The 23582-nt window shown below is 63.0% G+C and carries 21 protein-coding genes and 1 tRNA gene; 17 read left to right on the top strand and 5 right to left on the bottom strand.

Annotated features, from left to right (window positions below; genetic code table 11):
* Positions 1-352: 352 nt before the first annotated feature.
* Complete coding sequence (locus H0X95_RS28360) at positions 353-784, bottom strand: DUF488 domain-containing protein (RefSeq protein ID WP_023628836.1); 432 nt, start codon at positions 782-784, stop codon at positions 353-355.
* Between the two features lie 485 nt (positions 785-1269).
* Between H0X95_RS28360 and H0X95_RS28355 the strand changes: the two genes are divergently transcribed.
* The 3 genes from H0X95_RS28355 (at position 1270) to H0X95_RS28345 (ending at position 5267) form a co-directional block, all read left to right on the top strand.
* Positions 1270-2211, top strand: coding sequence for a LysR family transcriptional regulator (locus tag H0X95_RS28355; protein ID WP_028698648.1), 942 nt, complete (start codon positions 1270-1272; stop codon positions 2209-2211).
* A gap of 466 nt (positions 2212-2677) precedes the next feature.
* On the top strand, positions 2678-3892 hold the full coding sequence (locus H0X95_RS28350; RefSeq protein WP_023093406.1) for a glutathione-independent formaldehyde dehydrogenase: 1215 nt from the start codon (positions 2678-2680) through the stop codon (positions 3890-3892).
* 484 nt (positions 3893-4376) lie between these two features.
* Positions 4377-5267, top strand: a complete 891-nt coding sequence (locus H0X95_RS28345; RefSeq protein ID WP_023093405.1) for a LysR family transcriptional regulator — start codon at positions 4377-4379, stop codon at positions 5265-5267.
* A gap of 21 nt (positions 5268-5288) precedes the next feature.
* Here the strand turns inward: H0X95_RS28345 and H0X95_RS28340 are convergent, their stop codons facing one another.
* Positions 5289-5582 carry a helix-turn-helix domain-containing protein gene (locus H0X95_RS28340; protein WP_071536335.1) on the bottom strand — a complete coding sequence of 98 codons (294 nt, stop codon included), beginning with the start codon at positions 5580-5582 and terminating at the stop codon, positions 5289-5291.
* Here H0X95_RS28340 and H0X95_RS28335 point away from each other — a divergent pair.
* Positions 5540-6355 carry a substrate-binding domain-containing protein gene (locus H0X95_RS28335; protein WP_023093404.1) on the top strand — a complete coding sequence of 272 codons (816 nt, stop codon included), beginning with the start codon at positions 5540-5542 and terminating at the stop codon, positions 6353-6355. The genes H0X95_RS28340 and H0X95_RS28335 overlap by 43 nt on opposite strands.
* A 118-nt stretch (positions 6356-6473) precedes the next feature.
* Positions 6474-7442 (top strand): Dyp-type peroxidase, encoded by a 969-nt coding sequence (locus H0X95_RS28330; protein ID WP_023093403.1) that lies wholly within the window; start codon positions 6474-6476, stop codon positions 7440-7442.
* A gap of 37 nt (positions 7443-7479) precedes the next feature.
* Here H0X95_RS28330 and H0X95_RS28325 read toward each other — a convergent pair whose 3' ends face one another.
* The 3 genes from H0X95_RS28325 to H0X95_RS28315 form a co-directional block, all read right to left on the bottom strand.
* Positions 7480-9423 carry a tyrosine-type recombinase/integrase gene (locus tag H0X95_RS28325; protein WP_023093402.1) on the bottom strand — a complete coding sequence of 648 codons (1944 nt, stop codon included), beginning with the start codon at positions 9421-9423 and terminating at the stop codon, positions 7480-7482.
* A 226-nt stretch (positions 9424-9649) separates the two neighbouring features.
* Positions 9650-9725 (bottom strand) — tRNA-Gly (locus H0X95_RS28320).
* Between the two features lie 457 nt (positions 9726-10182).
* A complete protein-coding gene (locus tag H0X95_RS28315) occupies positions 10183-10683 on the bottom strand; it encodes a DUF305 domain-containing protein (protein ID WP_003098996.1) in 501 nt (166 codons plus the stop codon).
* A gap of 450 nt (positions 10684-11133) precedes the next feature.
* Here H0X95_RS28315 and H0X95_RS28310 point away from each other — a divergent pair, with 450 nt between their 5' ends.
* From H0X95_RS28310 to H0X95_RS28255, 12 genes are all read left to right on the top strand, one after another.
* The gene (locus H0X95_RS28310) at positions 11134-11880 is read left to right on the top strand and encodes a hypothetical protein (protein WP_003120040.1); all 747 of its coding nucleotides are present in this window, start codon (positions 11134-11136) and stop codon (positions 11878-11880) included.
* Between the two features lie 118 nt (positions 11881-11998).
* Positions 11999-12211 (top strand): AlpA family transcriptional regulator, encoded by a 213-nt coding sequence (locus H0X95_RS28305; RefSeq protein ID WP_003090093.1) that lies wholly within the window; start codon positions 11999-12001, stop codon positions 12209-12211.
* A gap of 42 nt (positions 12212-12253) precedes the next feature.
* Positions 12254-13129 carry a ParA family protein gene (locus tag H0X95_RS28300; RefSeq protein ID WP_003090095.1) on the top strand — a complete coding sequence of 292 codons (876 nt, stop codon included), beginning with the start codon at positions 12254-12256 and terminating at the stop codon, positions 13127-13129.
* On the top strand, positions 13113-13382 hold the full coding sequence (locus H0X95_RS28295) for a hypothetical protein (protein ID WP_003050422.1): 270 nt from the start codon (positions 13113-13115) through the stop codon (positions 13380-13382). Before H0X95_RS28300 ends, H0X95_RS28295 begins: the two co-directional genes overlap by 17 nt.
* Entirely contained in the window at positions 13375-15054 is a 1680-nt protein-coding gene (locus tag H0X95_RS28290; protein ID WP_023108429.1) for a ParB family protein, read from the top strand. Before H0X95_RS28295 ends, H0X95_RS28290 begins: the two co-directional genes overlap by 8 nt.
* Before the next feature lie 14 nt (positions 15055-15068).
* Positions 15069-15629 (top strand): DUF2857 domain-containing protein, encoded by a 561-nt coding sequence (locus H0X95_RS28285; protein WP_003090097.1) that lies wholly within the window; start codon positions 15069-15071, stop codon positions 15627-15629.
* A 3-nt stretch (positions 15630-15632) separates the two neighbouring features.
* Complete coding sequence (locus H0X95_RS28280) at positions 15633-16865, top strand: STY4528 family pathogenicity island replication protein (RefSeq protein ID WP_023113902.1); 1233 nt, start codon at positions 15633-15635, stop codon at positions 16863-16865.
* Between the two features lie 430 nt (positions 16866-17295).
* Positions 17296-18090 (top strand): PFL_4669 family integrating conjugative element protein, encoded by a 795-nt coding sequence (locus H0X95_RS28275; protein WP_003090099.1) that lies wholly within the window; start codon positions 17296-17298, stop codon positions 18088-18090.
* Positions 18087-18614 carry a DUF3158 family protein gene (locus H0X95_RS28270; protein WP_003090100.1) on the top strand — a complete coding sequence of 176 codons (528 nt, stop codon included), beginning with the start codon at positions 18087-18089 and terminating at the stop codon, positions 18612-18614. Before H0X95_RS28275 ends, H0X95_RS28270 begins: the two co-directional genes overlap by 4 nt.
* Before the next feature lie 73 nt (positions 18615-18687).
* Complete coding sequence (locus tag H0X95_RS28265; RefSeq protein ID WP_003120036.1) at positions 18688-19140, top strand: single-stranded DNA-binding protein; 453 nt, start codon at positions 18688-18690, stop codon at positions 19138-19140.
* A gap of 276 nt (positions 19141-19416) precedes the next feature.
* The gene (locus H0X95_RS28260; RefSeq protein ID WP_033962290.1) at positions 19417-21438 is read left to right on the top strand and encodes a DNA topoisomerase III; all 2022 of its coding nucleotides are present in this window, start codon (positions 19417-19419) and stop codon (positions 21436-21438) included.
* A 531-nt stretch (positions 21439-21969) separates the two neighbouring features.
* Positions 21970-23580 (top strand): DNA cytosine methyltransferase, encoded by a 1611-nt coding sequence (locus H0X95_RS28255; protein WP_175202485.1) that lies wholly within the window; start codon positions 21970-21972, stop codon positions 23578-23580.
* Positions 23581-23582 lie beyond the last annotated feature (2 nt).

Here is a 23582-nt window from a genome sequence, read left to right as displayed (position 1 = left end):
TTCAATTTGTCCTGATGTATCGGCTATTTCAGAAGACCTATAGCAGTACCAAACTGGGGTGTAAATGACGGCGATCCTGCCGCGCCCCACCTGGGCGCAGGCGTCGCCAACATGATAGCCCAACACATGGGCGGGCTTCCCAGTGCATATCCGCCGATCGCCACGACGTCAGCCAACGGCCCGTCTGCCAATGCACCTAGAGCCACTCGCCTCGTTGAGCGCCGACATCGAGCCGTGGCGGGCGAGGTTGCTCTGTACGCCCAATGTGTGGCGCCGGCTCCCGCCGATACGCGCCTTTGTCTCTCTTAGCCCTCCAGACGAGGCGTTGGAAACGTGGAGCTACGTCGCCCCTCTAAAGATGCACGATCTCAACATTCGGCCATTTGCCTGCAAGGTACTCGGCCACTAGCCTCCGATGGCAGTGATGGGGCTTGTCTTCGCTGCAAAGCAGGCAACTGTTATCAATCTTTTCTTTATCGATTGACTCAATCCTTCGGGACGACATTAAATCCAGAAATTTCCTGGCGTAGATATCCCAATCTCCCCCTTTTATTTTATATTCCTCGAACATGTCTTTGGTTGGAGCAAGTGCTGGTAGATGTTCATATTCCATCCCACACAACGCCTCGGAAAAATATCGAAGATCCTCGCGTTTAGCGAAGCCGGCCAATTGCGAAACATTATTCAGGCGAACATCGACAAGGCGCTTGGCACCAGAAGCACTTAACTTGGTGAAGAAGGACCGCGCGGAGGTCTTAGTGAATCCAATCGTGAATATTTTCATCTGCCTTATTCCCCTCGTTCCTTCATCCATAAATGGCTGTTATTGAGCTACCGCCAGGCATGCCCGTCAATCGCAGCTAAGGAAACGCTGGGGGCATGGTGTACTAGCTGCGCCACAACGGCCATGGCAGGCTCCATTTTCTCGCCGCTTCAACGGCCACGACCCGAACAGTTCAAGAGCTTAGCACCGCCTTTTGCGGTTGCGTGCCTCACCACTCACGCTTACTCCCTTCCAGAACGCGCCAACTGCTAAGCTACATGAGGACGACTCGCCCCACAGCGCAAAGCACCTGTGTTCGCGCTATTGGCTGTCCCGTGCGTTGTGGTGCTGACCGTCGATGACGAGTCGAACCTACAGTATGGGCACTGCGCGCGGCAGCCTTTCATGCGTGCCAGCTACGTGCCCAAGGTTGGACGCGGATCGAAGCGTGCGCAGGGTTTTTCGTGAAAGTATAAAATCTAATCAACTTTATCAGAAGAAAATCTATGATCGTAAGAAACTTTGAATACTTGCTTGCTTTGCACCGTGAAGGCCATTTTGGCAACGCGGCCAAAAGCTGCAATGTTTCTCAGCCGACACTCTCCGCGGGCATTAAGCAATTGGAGGAAGACATGGGTGTCGAGATCGTGCGTCATGGGCGACGCTATGACGGCCTCACTTCTGAAGGGATGCGCGTACTGTCTTGGGCTCAGCAGATGTATGACGACTGCAAAGGGCTGGAGCGAGAACTCTCCGCATTACGGCGAGGTATAGAGGGGCAATTCCGGCTAGGGATACTCCCAGGAACTGCCGGTGTAGCGCCCACATTAAGCATCGCCCTTGCTGAAAAAACACCCTTACTTCAACAATCAGTTCTGGTTTCCGGCGCTTCTTCCCTGCTACAGGCGATTCGAGAAAACAATTTGGATATCGCACTCATGCATTTGGAGGATATCCCAGGGGAAGACTTCGATACTCACCTTCTGTACCGTGAACGCATTTTCCTTTTTCACGCCGCGAGAACACAGCAACCCCGAAGCACAACGTGGGACCATGTTCTCAATAGACAACTCTGCGTGCTGAACTCGGCAGTACCTGAACCCATTCAAGATAGGCTGATGCAATGTACCGCGCAGACTATTCGCACTGATTCAATTGACGTGCTATCGGCACACGTGGCGACAGGAAAATATTCGGCAGTTCTTCCGCAATCTCTCGCCGGCCAACTCGCGCACATTCCAAATCTCCACGCAATCGCAATCAATGGACCAATGTCGCACTCAAATGTCGGATTCGTTGCCGGGAAAAATGCGTTCGAGGCACCGTCATCGCGTGCATTGCTCGAAATGGTGCACACCCCCGAACTCGCCGCCACTCTTCAATCCGTTATATCGATCCATCGTCGGTTCCAGCCCAAAGCAGACTCATCTCAAAGCCCCCTGAAATAGCGAGTCTTGAAGAGCAACTCTGTATTGCTTCAACCAGGCGAAGATTGCAGGCATGCCGTGTGCGCCGCTAACAGGCGCCACGTGCTGAGCAACCCATCGAAGGCCACCAGGTCCAGGGGCAACTCGGGGGACAGGAGTACCTGCTGCATGCGGCCTCCTCATGTCTCGCTGGGTCGAGCTGACTGTTCCTAGATCAAGCTAGGAGGCGCGATGTAGCCATGATCGTTGCCCTCTCCCGGCTAGGAGACGAGCACGGCTCGACGATCCCGCGTAGATAGATCGTGCCTATCTGCACATAGATTATTCCAGTTTGACCACTTCTGAGCTTGATCCGATGCTGTCAAGACCGCAGAAGGAGACGCGGCCAACGGCTAGGCAGTACCACGATCGTTCTTCTTGACAGCGGTAAGTCTCGTTTCCCACTTCGATTTAGAAGATGGAAACATTAACGCACAGAGGTGACGAAATGACTCCGACCGGTAACCGAATCGTGACTTTCGAGAAGCCCTTGGAAATGAAGGTCAACACCTTCAAATTTCCAGAGCTGATAACCCCTCAAGGGAAAAGCGCACCCCATGGCGCTATCCTCAAAATAGTTACCACAAATATCTGTGGCAGCGACCTTCACATTTATCGCGGTTCGTTTGCTGTTCCCAAGGGAATGACCATGGGCCATGAAATGACCGGCGAAGTGATCGAAGTGGGATCAGACGTCGAAGTCGTGAAGAAGGGCGACATCGTTTCCGTTCCCTTCAATGTGGGGTGTGGGCGTTGCTACAACTGCAAGCATATGCGCTCCGATGTATGCGAGAACACCAACCCCGAAATCGACTGCGGAGCCTACGGGTTCAACCTCGGTGGCTGGACGGGGGGGCAAGGTGATTATCTCTTCGTACCGTATGCGGATTTCAATCTCCTTCGCTTCCCTGACAAGGATGCCGCCATGGAAAAAATCCGCGACCTGACCCTTCTCTCTGACGTATTACCCACAGCTTTCCATGGGTTCGCTGGCCCGGACTGGCCAGCCGCACCGGCCTACGTCGTCGGCGAAAACATCCTGATCTTCGGTGCCGGGCCGGTCGGCAGAGCGGGTGCCGCCTGCGCCAGACTTCTGGGTGCAGGCGCCATCATCGTTGCCGATTACATTCAAGAGCGGCTGGACCTTCTCAAGCCACACGGCGTGGAAACCATCAACCTTTCCGACGGCGTGCCGATCGAGGAGCATCTCGAACGCATTACCGGGCACAGGGAGGTGGATCGCGTCATCGACTATGTTGGTGTGGACTGCCGCGGGTTTGGCGCGGAGGCTGACAAGATCGTGGAGAGCGCTGTTACCAACGCAATGCTCAAATATGTCCGCTTCGGCGGAATGACCAGTACGGTCGGTGTGTACTGCGCAAACCCGATCTCGAAAGACCCGAAAGCCAAGAAAGGCCATATGGATCTGGAATGGTCCAACGCCTGGATCAAGTCGCCGCGAATGTCGGCTGGTCAATCTCCGACGGCCAACTACAACCACGCGTTAATGCGGGCGATACTGAACGATCGCATGCCTTACCTTTCGCCGATGATGAACACTAAATTCATCAAGCTCGAAGACGCGCCCGCCGCGTACAAAGAGTTCGACGCGGGTTCTGCATACAAGTACGTCATCGACCCGCATGGTTCAGTGCGGCATTAAGCATCCGGCGCGGGCTAAGCATCAGGATGTCTCACACTTTCTGGTGAGAGGCATTCTGGTCCCGCCAGTCTCCGGGCAGCAACTTGAGCCGGCGAATATTTTCGCCGGCATTTGCCGTCTGCCCCAAGGTACTTGCCTTGGCTCGGACCAGGAGCAGAGCCTCAGCAATCCGCAGGTGATGATCAACCGCAAGCGTGTTCAAGCGCTTGGTTCGCAATCGGCCAAGGGTCAGACGGGGACGATGCACGGCATCCATTGACGTGCGTGGCTGGAGATAGCCTTCGTCTGATCCTTATCACCCCACGGACTTGATCAGGCTCGCCTGGTGTTGTGCCTGCCTCGGGCCATCGCACGGTCAACCCAGCCCTGGCTCATTCAGCCAGAAGTTTCCAATGATGTGGCCGAACTCGCCGCCGCCAGAATGGCAGTCACTTCTATAGGGAGATAGCACAGTGTTGGATAAGTCGGAACGGGAGGGTGGCCTATGGAGCTGCGCCATCTTCGCTGCTTCGTAGTTCTTGCTGAGGAGCTACATTTCACGCGGGCGGCTGAGCGCCTGCATATCGAACAACCACCGCTATCACGAGCCATCAAGGAACTTGAGGACGAGTTGGGCGTAGTGCTCTTCGACCGAAACCGACGAGGAACAGTTCTAACGGCGGCGGGCGCGGTCTTCTTGCAAGATGTTCGCCGTCTATTCACAGTGCTGGAACAGGCTCGTGAAAATGCCAAGGCTGTGGCATCGGGCTTGCGCGGTAGCCTGCGCATCGCTGTATCAGATGGGGCTATCGATCCACGGCTGTCGGCATTTCTGGCTCGTTGCCGCGCCGAGGAGCCGGAGATCGAAATACGCTTGTCAGAAGTGCCTCTGGCAGAGCAAGTGCGTGGCTTGCGTTCGGGCGACTTCATGATCGGGTTCGCGCACACGGCCGATGTCGGCGACGGTATCGCTGCCGAACCAATCTGGCATGACCCGCTGGTGATTGCGGTGCCAGCTCGTCACTCATTGCTCACCTACAAGGAGGTGCCACTTCAAGAACTTCAAGGCCATCCACTTGTCCTGTGCGACCCGCAGGTATGCGAGGGCTATTGCCGCGAACTCAAGCGGCTGCTCAACACGTTGGAGCACAAGCTGAATGTTGTCGAGGAAGTGTCCTCGCTAGACATGATGCTCACGTTGGTCGGCGCCGGCTACGGCATCGGCTTTATGACGGCGACCAAGATTCCCATCTCCCAACGGCCGGATGTGGTGATCCGCCCCTTGGCGATGGATTCCGCCGTGATCACCACCTACCTGCTTCGGCCCGACGGCGGCAATTTATCGGCTTCGGTGGAGCGTTTTATCGTTCGCCTTCGCGACTCTTCGGACGGTTGACGGAGCTGGCAGGCTAGACACTCAGGGATCAGTGTCGGCACGCAGATTGCGTTCGGTCGCCGTCATCAGGTCAGCCGCGCTTATTCCAAGTGCCGTAGAAATTTTCAGTATGAGCGGAAGCGTGGGCACGTGCTCACCACGCTCGATCTTACCCATGTGAGAACGCGAAATGCTTGCCCGAGATGCGAACTCGTCTTGCGCGACTCCTTGAGCGACGCGCGCAGCGCGCACGGCCTTTCCGAAGGCTGACGCCGACTCGGATTCATACGTCGATGTGCCAGAAGGACGGCCTGGCTGAATTGTTGATTTCTGCATTAGCAGAAGCGTCAAACAATCTGCCACAATTAACCACGTTAAAGATAACGACGTTAAACTTCACTCTTTCCTGCAACGCTGGTTTGCCTTTCTGGACAGATCGCTTATTGGGGGCCCTCATGCATGACGCCACCAGCCAGTTTTCCCATTTCAGGCTTGCTATCGCGCCCGGAGTGCCATCCTCTTGCCTCACAACGCTTCTTGCCCTACAGCGCGCGGAGGAACCAGAAGTCACCATCACGTTCTTTGAGACCTCAGCCGATGATCTGTTGACGGGCCTTGAGGAAGGCCGCTACGACGCTGGAATGTCGCTTCGGAACGCTGGTGCTCCGGCCGTGAAAAGCCAACCGCTCTGGGTGGAGAACGTGGCTGTTGCAGTGCCGCTGGGGTCCCCCTTAGTTGCCCAGGCGAAGATCACGCTTGCCGAGCTTCTGGACTATCCGGTGTTTCGCTGGCCGGCGGAGACTTGCCTACTGCTGGATCAGCGACTGTCCTTTCTTCCGTTGAGCCAGCAGAGCATTCAGCATGTGACTTCGTTCGAGATGATGGCGCTTTGGGTGACCGCTGGCTACGGAGTGGGGCTCTCCGCGCAATCGCGCATTGAGCGTGCCCATGCGTGGGGGATCACTATGCGACCGCTTTCAGACGGCCCCTACGAGATCGTGACATACCTGCAGCGGCCCCACGGACGAGCCAATGTTGTTTCTGAGCGGTTCGAGCACAGGGCAATGCTGGTTGCCAGGGACAGCGCGGCTTGCTCGAACAACCCATAGCCCGCTCTCGCCGAGGCTGCGTGCGGGTAGTTACAGCGGCACGCGCCTGTTAGCGCGCCAGTGATAGCACTTTCATCTCTGGCAATATGATGAATGAACATGGTCTTTGGAGGCACGAATGGTTGGAAGTGGTTGGGACCGAGTACCAATTGACTCGCAAAGCATCGATGCGCCGCTGTCGCGCGCGGCGGTGTTTCTCACGTTGACGGTCGCCGAGGGCCACGAGGCCCTTCAGGTGGTCGCCGGCGTCTTGGACGGGCTGGACGACCTGATCAAAACGGTGGGCTTCCGCGATCTCAACGGCCGGCTGTCGTGTATCACTGCACTGGGATCGGCGCTATGGGACCGTTTCCAGACCGGGAAGCGCCCGAAGGAACTACGGCCCTTCCTGCCCATCGAGGGTGCTAAGCACACCGCGCCTGCCACGCCCGGCGACCTGTTCTTTCACATCCGTGCCGAACGTGAGGACCTCTGTTTTGAATTCGAGCGCCTGCTGCTGGACCAACTGGGCAGCAGCGTGACGGTGGCCGACGAGGTGGTCGGTTTTCGCTACTTCGACTCCCGCGACCTGCTTGGCTTTGTCGATGGCACGGCCAACCCGACCGGGCACGACATCGGCGCCTCGACGCTGGTCGGCAGTGAAGATCAGGCGTTCGCCGGCGGCAGCTACTTGGTGGTGCAGAAGTATCTGCACCAAATGCAGCCGTGGGCTCGGCTCGCCAAGGACGAGCAAGAGCGGATCATCGGCCGGGAGATCGTCAGCAATGTCGAATTGCCCGACGCGACGAGCGGCCAGAAATCGCACAAGACCCTCGCCACGATCGTGGACGACGACGGCACCGAGCACGACATCCTGCGCGACAACATGCCCTTCGGCCGCCCCGGCCAGGGCGAATATGGCACCTACTTCATCGGCTACTCCAGGCATCTGTGGGTGACGCAGAAGATGCTGGAGCGCATGTTCCTCGGCGATCCGCCAGGCATGCACGACCGCCTGCTCGATTTCTCGACGGCGCACACCGGCGCCGTGTTCTTCGCTCCCGCACCGCGCACGCTGAGCGAACTCGTGGAGGCGGTGCAAGCGTAATGCAGGGGCCACAAGGCCCCTGCAAGGTTTGAGAGCCCTATGCTCCGTCTAGAACTACTGCGCTATCCACCAGCCGACGAACGCTTTGCCGCACATCCTCGGGGATGGGGTACGGGGCAATGGCCTCGGGCATATCCGCATGGTGCTGGTAGTCGCCCATGATGACCCGGATGATTGCCGGCACGTTGGTCGGCGTGACCGCATCAATGGCCGCGCGATCCCCCAGGTCAGGGTGCGGCTGGGTCAGCATGCGGTACAGATCCCACGAATCCGCGTGCGGGCACTGGTTCATGAGCACCTGGGCCAGCTTGTGCTTGAGCGGCACCAGTTGCCAATCGGGAACACGCTGCCCCCGATTGCCCAAACTGATGGACAGCAACTTGCCCGCTTTCAGTTCGCGGTTGATCTGGTCCTTGGACTTTCCGGCCAGCTTGCCGAACAGCGGGACCGGCAAGCTGCTTGGAGACTCGTAGATGGTCAGCATTTCCTCGCGCTCGCGCTGGATCGCGGACACTTCCGGCTCTGGGGCATGCGTCGGAGGCGGCGGCACCTGAGACAGCCGCTGGAACGTGATCCCGCCGCCATTCGAGGTCACGACAATGGGTGTTGCTACAACGGGCGAGACGCTGGTGAGAGTGGGCTCGGCCACCGTGGGGGCCGTCTCCACCGCTTCCTCCGCTTCCGCCATCGCCGGCACTCCGTCGATACGGATGGTCAGGTGCGCGCTCGCGGCTTCCACTTCGCCCTGTTCGAGCAGGTCGAGCCGATCGGCCCAGTCCTGCATCATCCGACGGCGCGGCTCAACGTACTTGGCGTGGTTGTAGGACGAACTCACCTTGTTGGGGTCGGAATGGGAAAGCTGCGCGTCCACCCAAATCTTCGGGTAGCCAATCTCGTTGAGCGCCGTCGAGATGGTGCCGCGGATGCCGTGGCCGGTCAGGCGCCCCTCATAGCCCATGAGCTGCACGGCCTTGTTGAGAGTGTTCTCGCTGATGCGCTTCTTGAGTTCGCTGCGGTGTGACAGCAGGTACCTCTGCGCCGGCCGCATCACCCCCAGAAGATAGCGCACGATCTCGATGGCCTGCAGGGATAGCGGCACGATATAGGGGGGCACATCCTGCGGCCGCTTCCCTGCCTTGCGCATTTCATCCTGGAGCTGCTTGACGATCTGCGGTGGGATGATCCACAAGCCGCGGTCGAGGTCGAACTGTTCGGGTTCGGCCAACCGCAGTTCGCCGGTGCGCACCCCGGTCAGGAACAGCAGCCGGACGCCAAGCTGGGTCTGCCAGCCACGGGGGTTGTAGAGCCGGAGCTTCTGGAGGAACTCGGGCATCTCGGGCAGGTGCAAGTAGGGATTGTGGGCTACCGGGGGCTTGGGTTCGGCTACCACGTCCAGGTCTGCGGCCGGGTTGACCTCCAGCCCCTCGGCGATGACCAGGGCATAACGGAACATCTGGTTGAACCAGGTGCGGACCTTTTCCGCAGTAGTGAACGCCTTGCGCTTCTCGATCGCCGCCAGGACGCCCAGAAGCTGAGGGCGGCGAATGTCATAGATCGACATCTTCCCCAGAGTGGGCAGCACGTCTTTGTTAAAGATGCGTAGGATCTGGGAAAGCGTGCTCTGACGGCCTTCCTTGAGTTCCTTACGGCGATGCTCGACCCAAGCATCGAAGACGGTCTTGAAGGTGTATTCGCCTGCCAGCTTGGCCGCGTGCCGTTTCTGGTCGCGCTCGACCTGGGGATCGATCCCCCTGGCAAGCAGGGCCTGGGCCTTGTCTCGCTCGGTCCGGGCTTCACGCAGGCTGAGGGCAGGATAGCCGCCTAGGCACAGGCGCTTTTGCTTGCCCAGCCAGTAGTAGCGGAATTGCCATGACTTGCCGCCTGCGGCTGAGACCATCAGGCCCAGGCAGTCGTTGTCGGAGAGGGTGTAGCGTTTTCCGGTGGTCTTCGCCTGCCGGACGGTCAGATCAGAGAGCGCCATTTCGAGACTCCTAAGTAATGACTTAGGCCCTATGCTCGTCATGGTTCCCGCTCAGCCCCAGCAACTATCCGGTAGCCGACCCACCCGTATTCTTGTGCCTTATTTGGTCACTCAAAAACGGTAGCTGTGGGTGGATTTCCGTGGCACTCGCTGGAATGAAAAAAGGAGCCGAAGCTCCTTTTTTCAATGACCTACAGACCCCAGTAGAAGTCTGTAGATCAAAATTTGGAGCGGGAGACGAGTCTCGAACTCGCGACCTCAACCTTGGCAAGGTTGCGCTCTACCAACTGAGCTACTCCCGCATTGTCCTGCACCTGCAGCGCTTTGCCGTACCACGCGCTGCCAGAAAAAATCTGGAGCGGGAGACGAGTCATGCACTAGAGCGCTAAGTCTCTGTTTCCCAATCACTTTCTCCACTGTGGTGATCAGCGAAGAACTCAATTATAGCCTTGTTTTTCGCCCTCGGCAACAAAGTTCATCCAACCACTTCCACCAGCGTCCAAGGATGATCCATCCACCCGTCGTTACGCCTGATGCGTCCAGCTGCTGAGCGGGTTCGCTATCGAACTCCAACTTGCGACGATCATGACTTGCGCTCGCTCCGCAGGCAGCGCGGGGTGGTGTCGCGTGGACTGCCTGGCACCTGGACGGCTGTAGGACACAACCGCCGGCATCGGAACACCGCAAGTACTCATCTTTACATCGCTGCGGCTAACTTCGCCGGAGCGCAACGCGGCGCCAGTGTAGTGGCAGCCAGCCTCAACGAAGGCGTGCAGCAATCCGGTTCATCTGCTCGATCTCCGCGCGCTGGCCATCGGAAATCGCTTGGCATAGGTTGACGAGTTCCGGATCTGAGAGCTGCGCCTCGCGGCACATGAGGATCGCTCCCGAATGGTGCGGGACCATAGACGCGATGAACTGTCGATCGCCGATTCCGGTTTGAGCACGGGTCGCGGCAAAAGAACCGAGTGTGAGAACGGCAAACAAGCCGTACAGCACGAGATTGAGCCGCCGGTTTGGAAACATGCCGGGCATTGTCGCTAGCATGAAGATGCCCATTGGCGCCCACATAGTGACCGCCATGTAGAGCATGTTGAGATTGTTTCTGAAGTCCCTGGCGCCGTCGATCATGCTGAACATTACGAAGTACATGACGACGAGGCCCAACACCATGTTCACCCAGAACTTGGCGTATGGTCGGCCGTGCTTACCCATCTGACCGGATGTGTGATGTTGATGTTCATGGGAATGTTCAGCCATCTCCGTCTCCTATGTGCTGGGGCAACCTGGCAGGGTCACTGGTACTGCGGCAGATACTTTGTCGATATATCAGCATGTGGAGCGATGCATCACTAACCGCTGATTTCCAGTCACCAACTGGACGTAGGGGCGTCGAACGCTTCAACTCGCTGGTCTTGAACCGTCTGGATATCAGACCATACCAAATCGGTCTTGATGGGCTTTGCGCCACCTATGACGCTGGTACCGTGAGCGCCAATATCGAGCTTGCGTCCTCATCGCTCGATGGGCCGGCAACTGATCGATTCTTGCATATCAAGCAAGACAAGGCCACCTGCGGCGGACGCCAATGGCCTCCTCCGCCTTCGCTTAGGGCATCGCCTCAAGCGTCCGTCGCAGGCCATAACGACACAACAGCCCTTGGGCAAGAAAGGAGCCGGTGATGTAGCGCACCCGAAAGGAGACGAAGACATGCACAAGGACATTTCAACATCAAAGGTGTTCTATCGTCCCATCGAGGCGGCCATCCGATGGGCTGGGTTGCTGCGGTATCTCCCGATGATCCTGGCCACGATCGCGTCACCGCGTGTCCTGCCTCGGTCGCTGAACTGCCCTCGATGGAATGAGTGCCGGCTGCACTCGGAACGTATCTATGACGGCATCCTCAACGGAGAGCTGCCCTACGGCAAGAACGGGATCACGCTCAATGATCCGAAGCTGCTCAATTCTCTGGATCTGACTGTTCGCCATGTCGATCTAAAACGCTGGATGCGCACCCACTATCCCGAGCACCGGCCAGGATTTCTGTTCAGCCGTGGCGAACGCATGGCGCATCCTTTCATCACCATGGAAACAGGACAGGCGATCCTCGTGGAGCGGCTGGCCCTTCAGGCCGCGCTTGAACAAGCCCGACGTGAGATGCGAGAACTGCAGGAGCAGCACGACACGCTACTCAAGCAATCCTCGGTGCTGTTGGCATCCAAGCAATGCGAGATCAGCGAACGGGCGGAAACGACCTATCTCAACATCATTGGAGGGATGTTGACGCTGATGCTGAGCCAGTCGCCTTCAGGCGTGCCCTATTCCAGCTTCAAAACGCAGGAGGCCCTTGTCTCTGCATTGGTCGCCCACTACGGCGGCACCATGGGCATCACTGAGCGCACCTTAAACGGAAAGTTCGCCAACGCTAAGAGGTACGTTCGTAGCGCAAGCGCATGAGGTTATCCAGCTTGTATGTGCAATCGCGGAGATTGCATTTGCAATGTCTTTCCGCAGCCAGGTCTATTGAATAGAGGTCACGCCAACAAACGCCACCGAGCGTTCAGGAGTGACCGCCATGTCGCAGACCCCTGTACTCCCGCCGAACGAGCGCCGCATCCTGCGGCTCGATGAAGTCGAAGCGAAGTCCGGCTTCAAACGCGCCCACATCTACAACCTGATGAAGAAGCGCCAGTTCCCTCAGGCGCTGCGCCTGGGCGTGCGCGCTGTCGGCTGGGATTCGATCGAAATCGACCAGTGGATCGCCGAGCGCCTCAACCACCGGACCTGACCCGCTCTCCCGCGGACTTCCCATTCCCAGCCGGAGAGCGCCATGCAGGTCGTGTCCATCATTTCAACGAAGGGCGGCGTCGGCAAGACCACGACGGCCGCCAACCTGGGCGGGCTCGCCGCGGACGCGGGCCTGCGCGTGCTGCTGCTCGATCTCGACGTGCAGCCCACCTTGTCCTCCTACTACGAACTGACCCAGCGCGCGCCGGGCGGCATCTATGAGCTGTTGGCCTTCAACGAGCGCGACCTTGGCCAGCTCGTGTCCCGCACGATCATCGCGGGCCTGGACCTGGTGCTGTCCAACGACCACCGGGGCGAGCTGAACACGTTGTTGCTGCATGCGCCGGATGGCCGCCTGCGGTTGCGGCATCTGCTGCCAGCACTTGCTCCCCTCTACGACCTGGTGCTGATCGACACCCAGGGCGCGCGTTCCGTGCTGCTGGAGATGGCGGTGCTCGCCTCCGATCTCGCGCTGTCGCCCGTCACGCCGGAAATCCTCGCGGCACGCGAGCTGCGGCGCGGCACCATGCAGTTGCTCGAAGACATTGCGCCGTACCGGCACCTGGGTATCGAACCGCCGCCGCTGCACTTGCTCATCAACCGCGTCCACCCGGTGTCCGCCAACGCACGGCTGATCCAGCAGGCCCTGCGCGACCTGTTCCAGGACAGCGCCGGCATCCGCGTGCTCGCCACCGACGTGCCGGCCATAGAAGCGTATCCACGTGCCGCAACGCGCGGCCTGCCGGTGCATCGGGTCGAGCACCGCCAGCCGCCCGGCAGAGTCGCCCCTGCCGCGCTCGACACGATGCGCGCGCTCGCCAGCGAGTTGTTCCCGCAATGGCAGGACCGACTGGCTCAAGTATCCGGCCGCCCGCAGCGACCTCTTGATCCTGGGAGGCCCCATGGCGAACGCACATGAGCTGGCCCGCGGCCACAAGCGGCTGCGCGCCCTGATCGAGTTCGCGGTCGGTGAGGGCTGGCACGTCAAGCGCACGCCGGGCGGGCACCTCAAGTTCACCAAGGCCGGCTGCGCGGCGATCTACACGAGTTCGACAGCGAGTGACCACCGGGCCGAATTGAACGCCCGTGCGCAGATCCGCCGCGCCGAGCGAGAGGCCCGCATGGCGCCGGCCGGCGGTCGTGGGGACTGCGAGGGGTGCGGCCATGGCTGACATGACCTCGCAGGACATGGCAGGCAAGCTGCTCGCGGCCGGCTTCGAGCGCAGCGGCCCAGCGGCTACGGCCTTGAGCGACCCGATCGCGGACACGCCCATGGTCGTGACGCTGGACCAGTTGCGGCCCTACGACCATGACCCGCGCATGAAGCGCAACCCGGCTTACGAGGAAATCAAGGCGTCCATCCGCGAGCGCGGCCTGGACGCGGCGCCGGCTATCACGCGCCGGCCCGGCGGGGACCACTACATCATCCGCAACGGCGGCAACACGCGGCTGGCGATCCTGCGCGAACTCTGGTCGGAGACCAAGGAAGAACGCTTCTTCCGCATATCGTGTCTGTTCCGACCATGGCCGGAGCGCGGTGAAATCGTCGCGCTGACCGGGCATCTTGCCGAGAACGAACTGCGCGGCGGCCTCACGTTCATCGAGCGCGCGCTCGGCGTCGAGAAAGCACGGGAGTTCTACGAGCAGGAGAGCGGCGCCGCCCTGAGCCAGTCGGAACTGGCCCGCCGCCTGGCGGCCGATGGCTTCCCCGTCCAGCGGTCGCACATCACCCGCATGGCCGACGCGGTGCGCTACCTGCTGCCCGCCATTCCCACCGTGCTTTATGGCGGCCTTGGGCGCCACCAGGTCGAGCGGCTGTCGGTCATGCGCACGGCCTGCAAACGCACCTGGGAGCACTACGCCAAGGACCGCTCGCTGCCGCTGGACTTCGACAGCTTTTTTCAGGAGGTGCTGGCGCAGTTCGACACGCAGGGCGACGAGTTCGCGCCGCAGCGCGTGCAAGACGAGCTGATCGGCCAGATGTCCGAGCTGCTGGGCATCGGCTACGACGTGCTGGCGCTGGACCTGACCGAATCGGAAAGCCGCCACCGGGCGCTGGTCAGTGACCCGACGCCACCTGCGGCGCAGCCGGCGTTGCCTTCGCCCACCGCCGGCACGCCGACTCCGCCGGGCGCAGCATCGTCCATCGCCACGCCTGCAGCGGCGGCCGGTCCTCCACCCGCCAGCCCTCCGGCGTCCGAGCCCACCTTGCGCCACGACGACACGGCGGCTGGCGAAGCGGCCACGGGAAGCCCGGCGGCTGCACCGAGCGATCTGCTTCGTGAGCACATCGTCTCGCCGGCACCGACGACCGAACGGCTGCAGTCGATCCAGCGCATGGTCGCCGACCAGTTGGGCGATGCGCTGCCGCCCGACTTCTCGGCGAGCGTGTTGCAGTCCATCCCGGTGCAAGCCGGCGGACTCTATCCGATCTCCGATGTCTGGTACATCGACGCCGGCCTGGACACGCCCGATCGGCTGCGCATCCACATCGCGCAGTTCGCGCGCGAGATCGCCGGGGAGGCAGGCCTGGACGAGTACATCGAGGATCGCGCCGATGGCATCGGGTTTGCGTGCCGCGCCCGCGGCCAAGCCCCGTCGCCGCTCGGCCGCGCGGTGCTGACGCTCCTCACTTCGCTGACGGGTCAGCCCGTCGCCGAAGCGGGCCTGGACGGCGCGCAGCTCGCCGCCGACCTGCCGACCCTGTTGCACGGCCAGAGCCAAGGCCATGGCAGCGGCGCAAGGCGCTTGAGCGACACCGCGTTGGTCAAGCTCTTTCGGCTGCTCCGCTTGGCCCGGCGTCTGCTGGACCTGGAAGCCGGCACCACGGCGCCCGGGACGTGAGCGAGGGAGGTCGCATGTCCACATCGCATCCGCTCAACCAGGCCGTGATCGCCCAGGCGCTGTATGACCTTCGCAACGGCCAACTGCGCCGCTGCAAGGCCATGGGCTTCGGCGAGGCCGAGCTGGATGCGCTCAAGCACCCCGCGCTGATCAGCGTGCTGGCCAACGCCAGCGTCTCGTGGTGCTCGGTCACGGTCAACCGCGAAGTGCTGCAGCGCCTGCTCAACCAGGCACAGGACGTGGAGAAGGAAATCGCCACGGTCGATCGCATGCTGCGGCTGGGGGCCAGCACGGAGATGGTCAGCCGCTTCTATGGCCTGACCCATCAGGAAGTCGCCCTGCGGCGGGAGATCCTCGGCCTGCCCAAGCGCAAGGGGCGCCACCCCGTCCTGGACGAGACCCAGGACACCGAACTGTGGCGGCAATGGAAAGCCGTGACCAGCAGCAGGAACGTCGATCTGGAGGACGAGACCTCGATTCTCGATGCGGCCATGGACCTGGCCGAGGGTATGTCACTGCCGCTCTCGGTGGTCTGGGCCGCGATCAGGAACTGGGTCGATCAGGGATTGGGCTAGGCCATGGCCGTGGACGACACCGCCCCACGAGCCCCGCGTCAAGGCCCCGTCGCACTCGCCGACCTGTTCGACGCTGCGCTGAAGGACCTCACGCCCAAGCCACATCCCAGCGCGCCAGCGCCCATGGCAGTGCCCACGCCTGCCGCGTCCGGCGACGCCTTCCTGTTCAGTGGCAATCGGCACGAGAGCGTGCCGCGGCGGCTGTTCCTCGACCGCCGCCTGACACCGCTGGAGCGCAACGCCTGGCAGGTGTTCCGGCTGATGCTCAACGACGACGGCGTCACGGCGTTCCCGACCTATGAGCAGTTGCGCCCCTGGCTGGCGTCCATGCCCTGCGCGGGACAAGCCTCCCACGAGACCGTCGCGCGGGCGCTGACGCTGCTGCGCCTGACGCGCTGGCTGAGCCTCGTGCGACGACGGCGCGACCCCAAGACCGGCCGCATCCTCGGAAACCTCTACGTCCTGCATGACGAACCCCTGACACCGTTCGAGGCCATGCAGCTCGACGCCGACTACCTGGCCCTGGTCAGCCAGTCGCTGGGGCATTCGGCCAAGGCCGTTCAGGTGGTGGGACTCAACACCCTCCAGGAGATCGCGGACGACCCGATGTTGTCCGGACGCACCTTGCCGTCGCGGCTGCAAGTGCTCGCCGAGCGCCTGGCCGACCAGGGCATCACCGCCACTCAAAGTTATCCACAGGAGGATGCGATCCACGATTCCGAAGAAGGGCCCGCGAGCCTTCTTCGGAATGGCGAACGCCCCTCTTCGGAATCCGAAGCAGGGCCGAAACCCGCGCCAGACGGCGCTCTTCGGAATCCGAAGCAGGACCGTACAGTACGTAGTAGTCGTATTAATGAAGTACGTACTACCGCGCAGGCGCGTGCGCTGGGCGACCTGCAATGGCCCAAGCGCTTCGCGGAACTGAAGGCGGAACAGCAGGCCGGAGCCAGGATGGCGTTGCAGCAGGTGGACGCTGCCCTGGGGCAGGCCGTGCTGGACGAATGGGCCGCACGGTGCGGCAAGCATGGCATCCGCAACCCCGCCGGATATCTGTTCGGCATCATCCAGCGCGCCATGCGCGGCGAGTTCAATGCGTGGGCCAAGCAGACCGGCCCGGCACCGCCAACACCATCGGCGGCGCGAGCGCCACCATCCGAGCCGCCGCGCAACGTCGTGCCGCCCGAGGTGGCCCGGCAGCACATCGAGCGCCTGCGCGACCTGCTGCGCAAGACCTGAGCACAGGGCTCGTCAAAGCCGTGAAGTAGATCTCCATGGCGGTCGGCAGAAACGGTCCCCTGGGGACGGCTGTGCGGTGAAGCGCCGGGTGACGGCGCGACCTGCTGCGCGAAACCTGGGCAAAGCGCCTGGCAAGGCCATGAAGCAAACCTCCATGGCGCTCAGCGGAACGGTCCCCTGGGGACGGCCGTGCTGCGAAGGATGGTGTCGAACGACAGCGCGACGTGCGGTGCAGCACGCAACCCGTCGACGACCGAGGCCCGGAGCGCCAACGTGAATGCCCATCTGCGGAGCGGTCCCCAGGGGACCGTTGCGCGCTGCGCCGCCAGCGCGCACAGAACCGGGGGCCGGCTCATTTCGGTTTGTTGACTGACTGCCTTCCGCCGCATGCGGATGCTGGCGGCTCCCTGTCCACCAGCGAGCGATCACCATGGCAACCAGCAACGAACCATTGCAACTCAACCTCGGCTCCCTGCGCAGCGCAATGTCGCTGACGCTGCACACCCACCACGCCTCGCGCATCTGGCATGGCCGCGCCGCCGCCGAGGGGCGACCGGGCATCGTCGGCCTGAACGGCTACATCGCCGTCATGAACAAAATGAAGCGCGGCTCGGAGCAGGACGACCCGTACAGCGACTGGTGGATGCTGCGCATCGAGGACAAGCTCGACCAGACCAAGACCACGCTGCAGACGCTGCGCGAACAGGTGGACCAGGCCCTGGCCGGCGTGCCCGCCGCGTTGACCCTGGGCGAGAACCTCAACGTGCAGCCCGTCAAGCTGCCGCTGTTCGTCAATGCGCAGTTGGGCTTTGCCGCTGTCTATCTCCTGGCCGACTACGACGACATCGCGCGCAAGCTGATCCTCGCCCACCACACCGCGCTGATCGACCGCAGCACCTTAGAGCGCTGGCTCAACGAGGGCGCGCACGCGCTGCGCAGCCTGTTCTCGCTGGCCCAGCAGTATCGCTATTCGGGCTGCACCCGCGACGATTTCGCGGCGAAGAATGCGGCAGCGCGGGCCGCGCTGGAGAAGTTCGGCGAGTTGCCGCAGGACGTGCTCGAAGGCACGCGCCGCTCGAAGTTTGCGCCACCCATCGTGCGCCGTGGTCTGCAACAGCGCGGTGAGAGTCCTGCCGCAGCCGCTACCAGCGTCGATGGTGATGCGGCCGCTGCTGCCGACCCGTCCGAAAACGCAGCCACTGCCGGCGAGGACGAATCCGCATGAGCGATCTGAACCAGCCGACCCGCTACTTCCGGGGCCTGCAACAGGGAGCCTTCATGCGCCTGGAACACGCGGCCTCTCTAAAAGGCCTTTTAAAGCCTTTTAAAGGTAAAGGGGACTTGGAGGCCTGGGCCGGCCAGTGCTTCGCCATGCGCGACGAGTTGATCGGCTTGGCGCAGCGACAAGTGCTGCAACAGGCCAGTGGGCATCCCTTCCACCTGCTGCCCGTGGAACTGGCCCAGCAGACCACTGGCGCGGGAACGACGTTCCTGCGCTGGCGCAGGCACGACCGCTCGGCCATGGGCGTGGCCCTGTGGCAGGAGCTGATGGCGAGCACCAGCACGCCGGTCAACCTGCTGGCCGACCTGCACGCGATCGAGCTGCAGCGCATCACGCTGAACATGCAGATCAGCCTGTTGCACACCCTGGGCAGGCAGGCGCAGGAGTGCGCCAGCAAGGCCGCCGAGGCGGAAGACGCCTACCTGCGCCGGCTCACGTCCTTTCCCGCCGCAATGCGCGATCGGTGATTGCGCCGGGCATCCCAGCACGCGCCCGGCGCCGACCAGGTGCGGGTATTTCAACCACCAAGGAGATTGCAACATGAGCACGCATTTTTCGGGCGAAGGCAACATCGGCTCGCCCCCCGAGTACCGGGAGTTCCCCAACGGCAACGACGAACCGCGGCGCTTGTTGCGGCTGAACGTGTATTTCGACAACCCCGTTCCCACCAAGGGCGGCGACTATGAGGATCGCGGCGGCTTCTGGGCGCCGGTGGAAATCTGGCACCGCGACGCCGCGCACTGGAAGGACCTCTACCAGAAGGGCATGCGCGTGCTGGTCGTCGGCCGCATGGAGCGCGAACCCTGGACCGACAACGAGGATCAGCCACGTGAGACTTGGCAGATCAACGCGCGCAGCGTCGGCATCCTGCCGTTCCGCATCGAGTCCGTCGTCCTGAGCCCCAAATCGCAGGAGACCGCACAGGACGCGCAGCCCAAGCCCCAGGCCGCCCAGGAACCGGCTGCGCCGAAGGAGCCCAAGCGCAGGAAGTGATCCGACGGGGGGGCGGCCGCAGTACGTTGCCGCCCCCCATGTCCTCGCGAGCTATCCCCAGGGGACAGCGCCACCAGCGTCCACCGGCTTCCACGCGCTCCCGAACATCGCGGCTCCCGACTCGCACATCGCCGGCCGCACGCCATCCCCGCCTCAGCCATCCCATCTCGTGAAAGCGGTCGCTGCCGCATGCAGCTTGTTTGCTGCTGCCCCAACAGGCGCTCGGCATCCTCGATCCCAGCAACTCCATGAACAACGGGAAGCGGATGGACGGACATGCGGCTGTTTCTGTGCGAGAAGCCCTCCCAGGGCAAAGACATCGGCCGGATTCTCGGCGCCACGCAGCGCGGTGAAGGCTGCCTCAACGGCTCCGGCGTCACGGTCACCTGGTGCATCGGCCATCTCGTCGAAGCGGCAGCACCCGAGGTCTATGACGCGGCGCTCAAGCGCTGGTCGTTGGAGCAGTTGCCCATCATCCCTCAGCAGTGGCGGGTCGAGGTCAAACCGCAGACCGCCACGCAATTCAAGGTCGTCAAAACGCTTCTGGCGAAGGCGACCCATCTCGTCATTGCCACCGATGCCGACCGCGAGGGTGAACTGATCGCCCGCGAGATCATCGACCTGTGCGGATACCGCGGCCCCATAGCACGCCTGTGGCTGTCGGCGCTCAACGATGCGTCCATCCGCACCGCGCTCGCCAAGCTGCGGCCCTCGGCCGAGACGCTGCCGATGTATTACTCGGCGCTGGCGCGCTCGCGCGCCGACTGGCTCGTCGGCATGAACCTCAGCCGGCTGTTCACCGTGCTCGGGCGGCAGGCCGGCTACGACGGCGTGCTGTCGGTCGGGCGTGTACAGACCCCGACGCTCAAACTCGTGGTGGACCGCGACCGAGAGATCGCGGCCTTCGTGTCCGTGCCGTACTGGGCCATCGACGTGTCCCTGTCCGCAGGCGGTCAGACGTTCACCGCGCAGTGGGTGGCACCCGACGCCAGCACCGACGACGCCGGCCGCTGCCTGCAGCAGCCCGTCGCACAGCAGGCCGCGCAACAGATCCGCGCCGCGGGCAGTGCCCAGGTGGTGTCGGTCGAGACCGAGCGCGTGCGCGAAGGCCCGCCGCTGCTGTTCGACCTGGGCACCTTGCAGGAAGTCTGTTCCAAGCAGCTTGGGCTGGACGTGCAGGAAACCTTGGAGATCGCCCAGGCTCTGTACGAGACGCACAAGGCCACGACGTACCCGCGCTCGGATTCGGGCTACCTGCCCGAAAGCATGTTCGCCGAGGTGCCCACGGTCCTGGACAGCCTGCTCAAGACCGATCCCACGCTGGCCCCGATCATGGGCCAGCTCGACCGCGCCCAGCGCTCGCGCGCCTGGAACGACAGTAAGGTGACGGCGCACCACGGCATCATCCCGACGCTCGAACCCGCGAACCTCTCCGCCATGAGCGAGAAGGAGCAGGCGGTGTACCGGCTGATCCGGGCGCATTACCTGGCCCAGTTCCTCCCGCACCACGAGTTCGACCGCACCGTGGCGGACCTCTCCTGCGGCCAGCAGAAGCTGGTGGCCACGGGCAAGCAGGTCGTCGTCAAGGGCTGGCTCCTGGTGCTGGCCGAGCCAGAACGTGAAGGCAGCGCCGACGAGGACGGCGATGCCCCGCGCAGCCAGGTGCTGCCCGCATTGCGCGACGGGATGGCATGTCAGGTCGCCGGGGCCGACATCAAGGCCCTCAAGACGATGCCGCCCAAGCCCTATACCCAGGGCGAACTGGTCAAGGCGATGAAGGGCGTTGCGCGTTTCGTGACCGACCCGCGCCTGAAGCAGAAGCTCAAGGACACGACGGGCATCGGCACCGAGGCGACCCGGGCCAACATCATCAGCGGGCTGATCGCCCGCGGCTACATCGTGAAGAAGGGACGCTCCATCCGCGCATCGGATGCGGCGCTCACGCTGATAGACGCCGTGCCCGCGGCGATTGCCGACCCCGGCACCACCGCCGTCTGGGAACAGGCGCTGGACATGATCGAGGCCGGACAACTCACCCTGGATGTGTTCATCGGCAAGCAGGCTGCATGGATTTCGCAGTTGATCGCGCAGTACGGCAGCACGTCCCTGTCCATCAAGGTGCCCCAAGGACCGGCTTGTCCGCAGTGTGGCGCGCCCACGCGCCAACGCACCGGCAAGAGCGGCCCGTTCTGGTCGTGCAGTCGCTATCCCGACTGCAAAGGCACGCTGCCGGTCGAAACCGGCACGTCCAAGCGTGGTGCCTCGCGCCCACGCAAGAGCGGCCGCAAAGGCTCCTGACCGACCCCCGTTCCCCGTGAGCCGTGCCCGCCATCGGCGGCGTGGCCCGTGTTCCGCATGCCCTGCGGGACGCCCAGCGCGCAACGCCTTCTTGTCCGTGTGCGCGTCCCGTTCAGCCGCCCCCGGCCGCGGGACCTGAAGGTAGCTTCTCCGCGAACCGCACCCCGCGCGTTCTCCCCGTCCGCATCTCTTCCGCACGCTGCGAAGGGTCCCCCGATGGCTTGCCTGTGCGAGCCACCCGGAGACCCTTCGTGGTCAGCGGTATTCGGTGCCGGTGCCCGCCGGCGCAAAAACGGGCTCCCTTTGTGCGCGGATGTGCGCCAGACGATGCCGGCCCCAGCCACGACATGGGCCGGGTGTGATTGCTGGATGAGCAGACGGTTCTAGCGACGACCGGGCCTGCCAATCAGCCCACGGGTGGTTCTTCTTTCCTCCCGAGCCGAAGGCCCCTGGGGCCTTCGGCGCCTTTCTCCTGCCTTTCAACGCCCCGGCCAGGGCGATGGCCCTGCGCCATACGAACAGGAGACCGACATGCACCCGAAACTTTGCGCACCGCCACGCAACACGCCGCTGCTCTACGGCAGCGTCTGCAGCGGCATCGAGGCCGTGAGCCTCGCTTGGCAACCGCTCGGCCTCGAAGCCGCGTGGTTCGCCGAGATCGAGCCGTTCCCGAGCGCCGTGCTCGCCCACCGTAACCCCCTCGTGCCCAACCTGGGCGACATGACCACGATCGCCCGCCAGGTCCGCGCCGGCACCGTGCCCGCGCCAGACCTCCTGGTCGGCGGCACGCCGTGCCAGTCGTTCAGCGTGGCCGGCGCCCGCCGTGGCCTGGCTGACCCGCGCGGCGCCCTGACCCTTGCCTATGTGGAGCTTGCAAATGCCATCGACCAAACCCGCCGCCAAGACCGCCGCCCGCCGGCAACGCTCGTCTGGGAAAACGTCCCCGGCGTCCTCAGCGACTGCAGCAACGCCTTCGGACACTTCCTGGGCGCACTGGCCGGCGAAAGCCGTGCGCTCGAACCGCCAGGGCAAAAATGGGCGCACGCAGGTTGTGTGTCTGGACCCCGGCGCCGCATCGCCTGGCGCTTGCTCGATGCTCAATATTTCGGCGTCGCCCAACGGCGCCGTCGCGTGTTTCTTGTGGCAAGTGGTGGAGGTGGCGTCGATCCCGCCGAGGTACTTTTTGAGCGCCCAGGCCTGCGCGGGGATTCTTCGCCGGGCTTCGCGCCGTGGCAAGACGCTGCCGGCGCTGCTGGATCGGGCGCTGCGGCAGCAGGCTGGTACTCGGGATATGCAGGACTGAAGCAGCCCTACGGCAAGGCCACGGTGACGTTCGGATTCGGCGGGGGCAAGACCGCAGGACCCATCGACGTCGCGGCCTGCCTGACCGCGGCGCCCGGCCCGAAGAACGACTTCGAGGTCGAGACCTTCGTGGCGCAGTCCATCGCGGGCAGCATCAGCCACACGCTCAGCACCGCCAACGGCGGCAAGGGCTGCAGCGAGGACGGCACCGGCAAGGGTGTGCCGATCATTGCCTTCACCGCACAGGGCTGCGGGGCGGATGCGACGACGAACCATGCACCGACGCTGCGTGCCGGCAGACATCGCCTCAGCCACGCGAACGCCGGCGTGGTGCCGGCCATCGCGTTCGCGCAGAACTCGCGCGGCGAGCTGCGGCTGGAATCCGGCCACGGCCAGCTTGCCGGGACGCTCTCCACGGGTGGCGGCAAGCCGGGCCAAGGCCGGCCGATGGTGATCGGCGTGGCGCTGCGCGGTCGCACCGAAGGCCTGGCCGCTGAACTGGGCGATGGCGTCTCGACCGCGCTGCGCACCAGCAGCGGCGGTGCCGACAAGCCCCATGTGCTGGCACCGGACTTCGAGGCACATTTCCGCTACGACTGGAATAACCCCGGTCCGGGCGACTGGTCGCAGTGGCGGGTGCGTCGGCTGATGCCGGTCGAATGCGAGCGGCTTCAAGGCATGCCCGACGACTACACGCTGGTGCCGTACCGCGGCAGGCCCTCCGCCGACGCGCCGCGCTACAAGGCGATCGGCAACTCCATGGCCGTGCCGTGCGTCGCGTGGCTGGGCCAGCGGCTGGTGCAGTGCCTGCACAAGACGGGATCGAGCGCTTCGGATTGATG

The organism is Burkholderia sp. 9779_493 (assembly GCF_015712215.1).
Classification (GTDB): domain Bacteria; phylum Pseudomonadota; class Gammaproteobacteria; order Burkholderiales; family Burkholderiaceae; genus Burkholderia; species Burkholderia cenocepacia.
The sequence above is the reverse complement of the archived record's forward strand: the minus strand, read 5'-3'. Positions and strand labels throughout refer to the sequence as shown.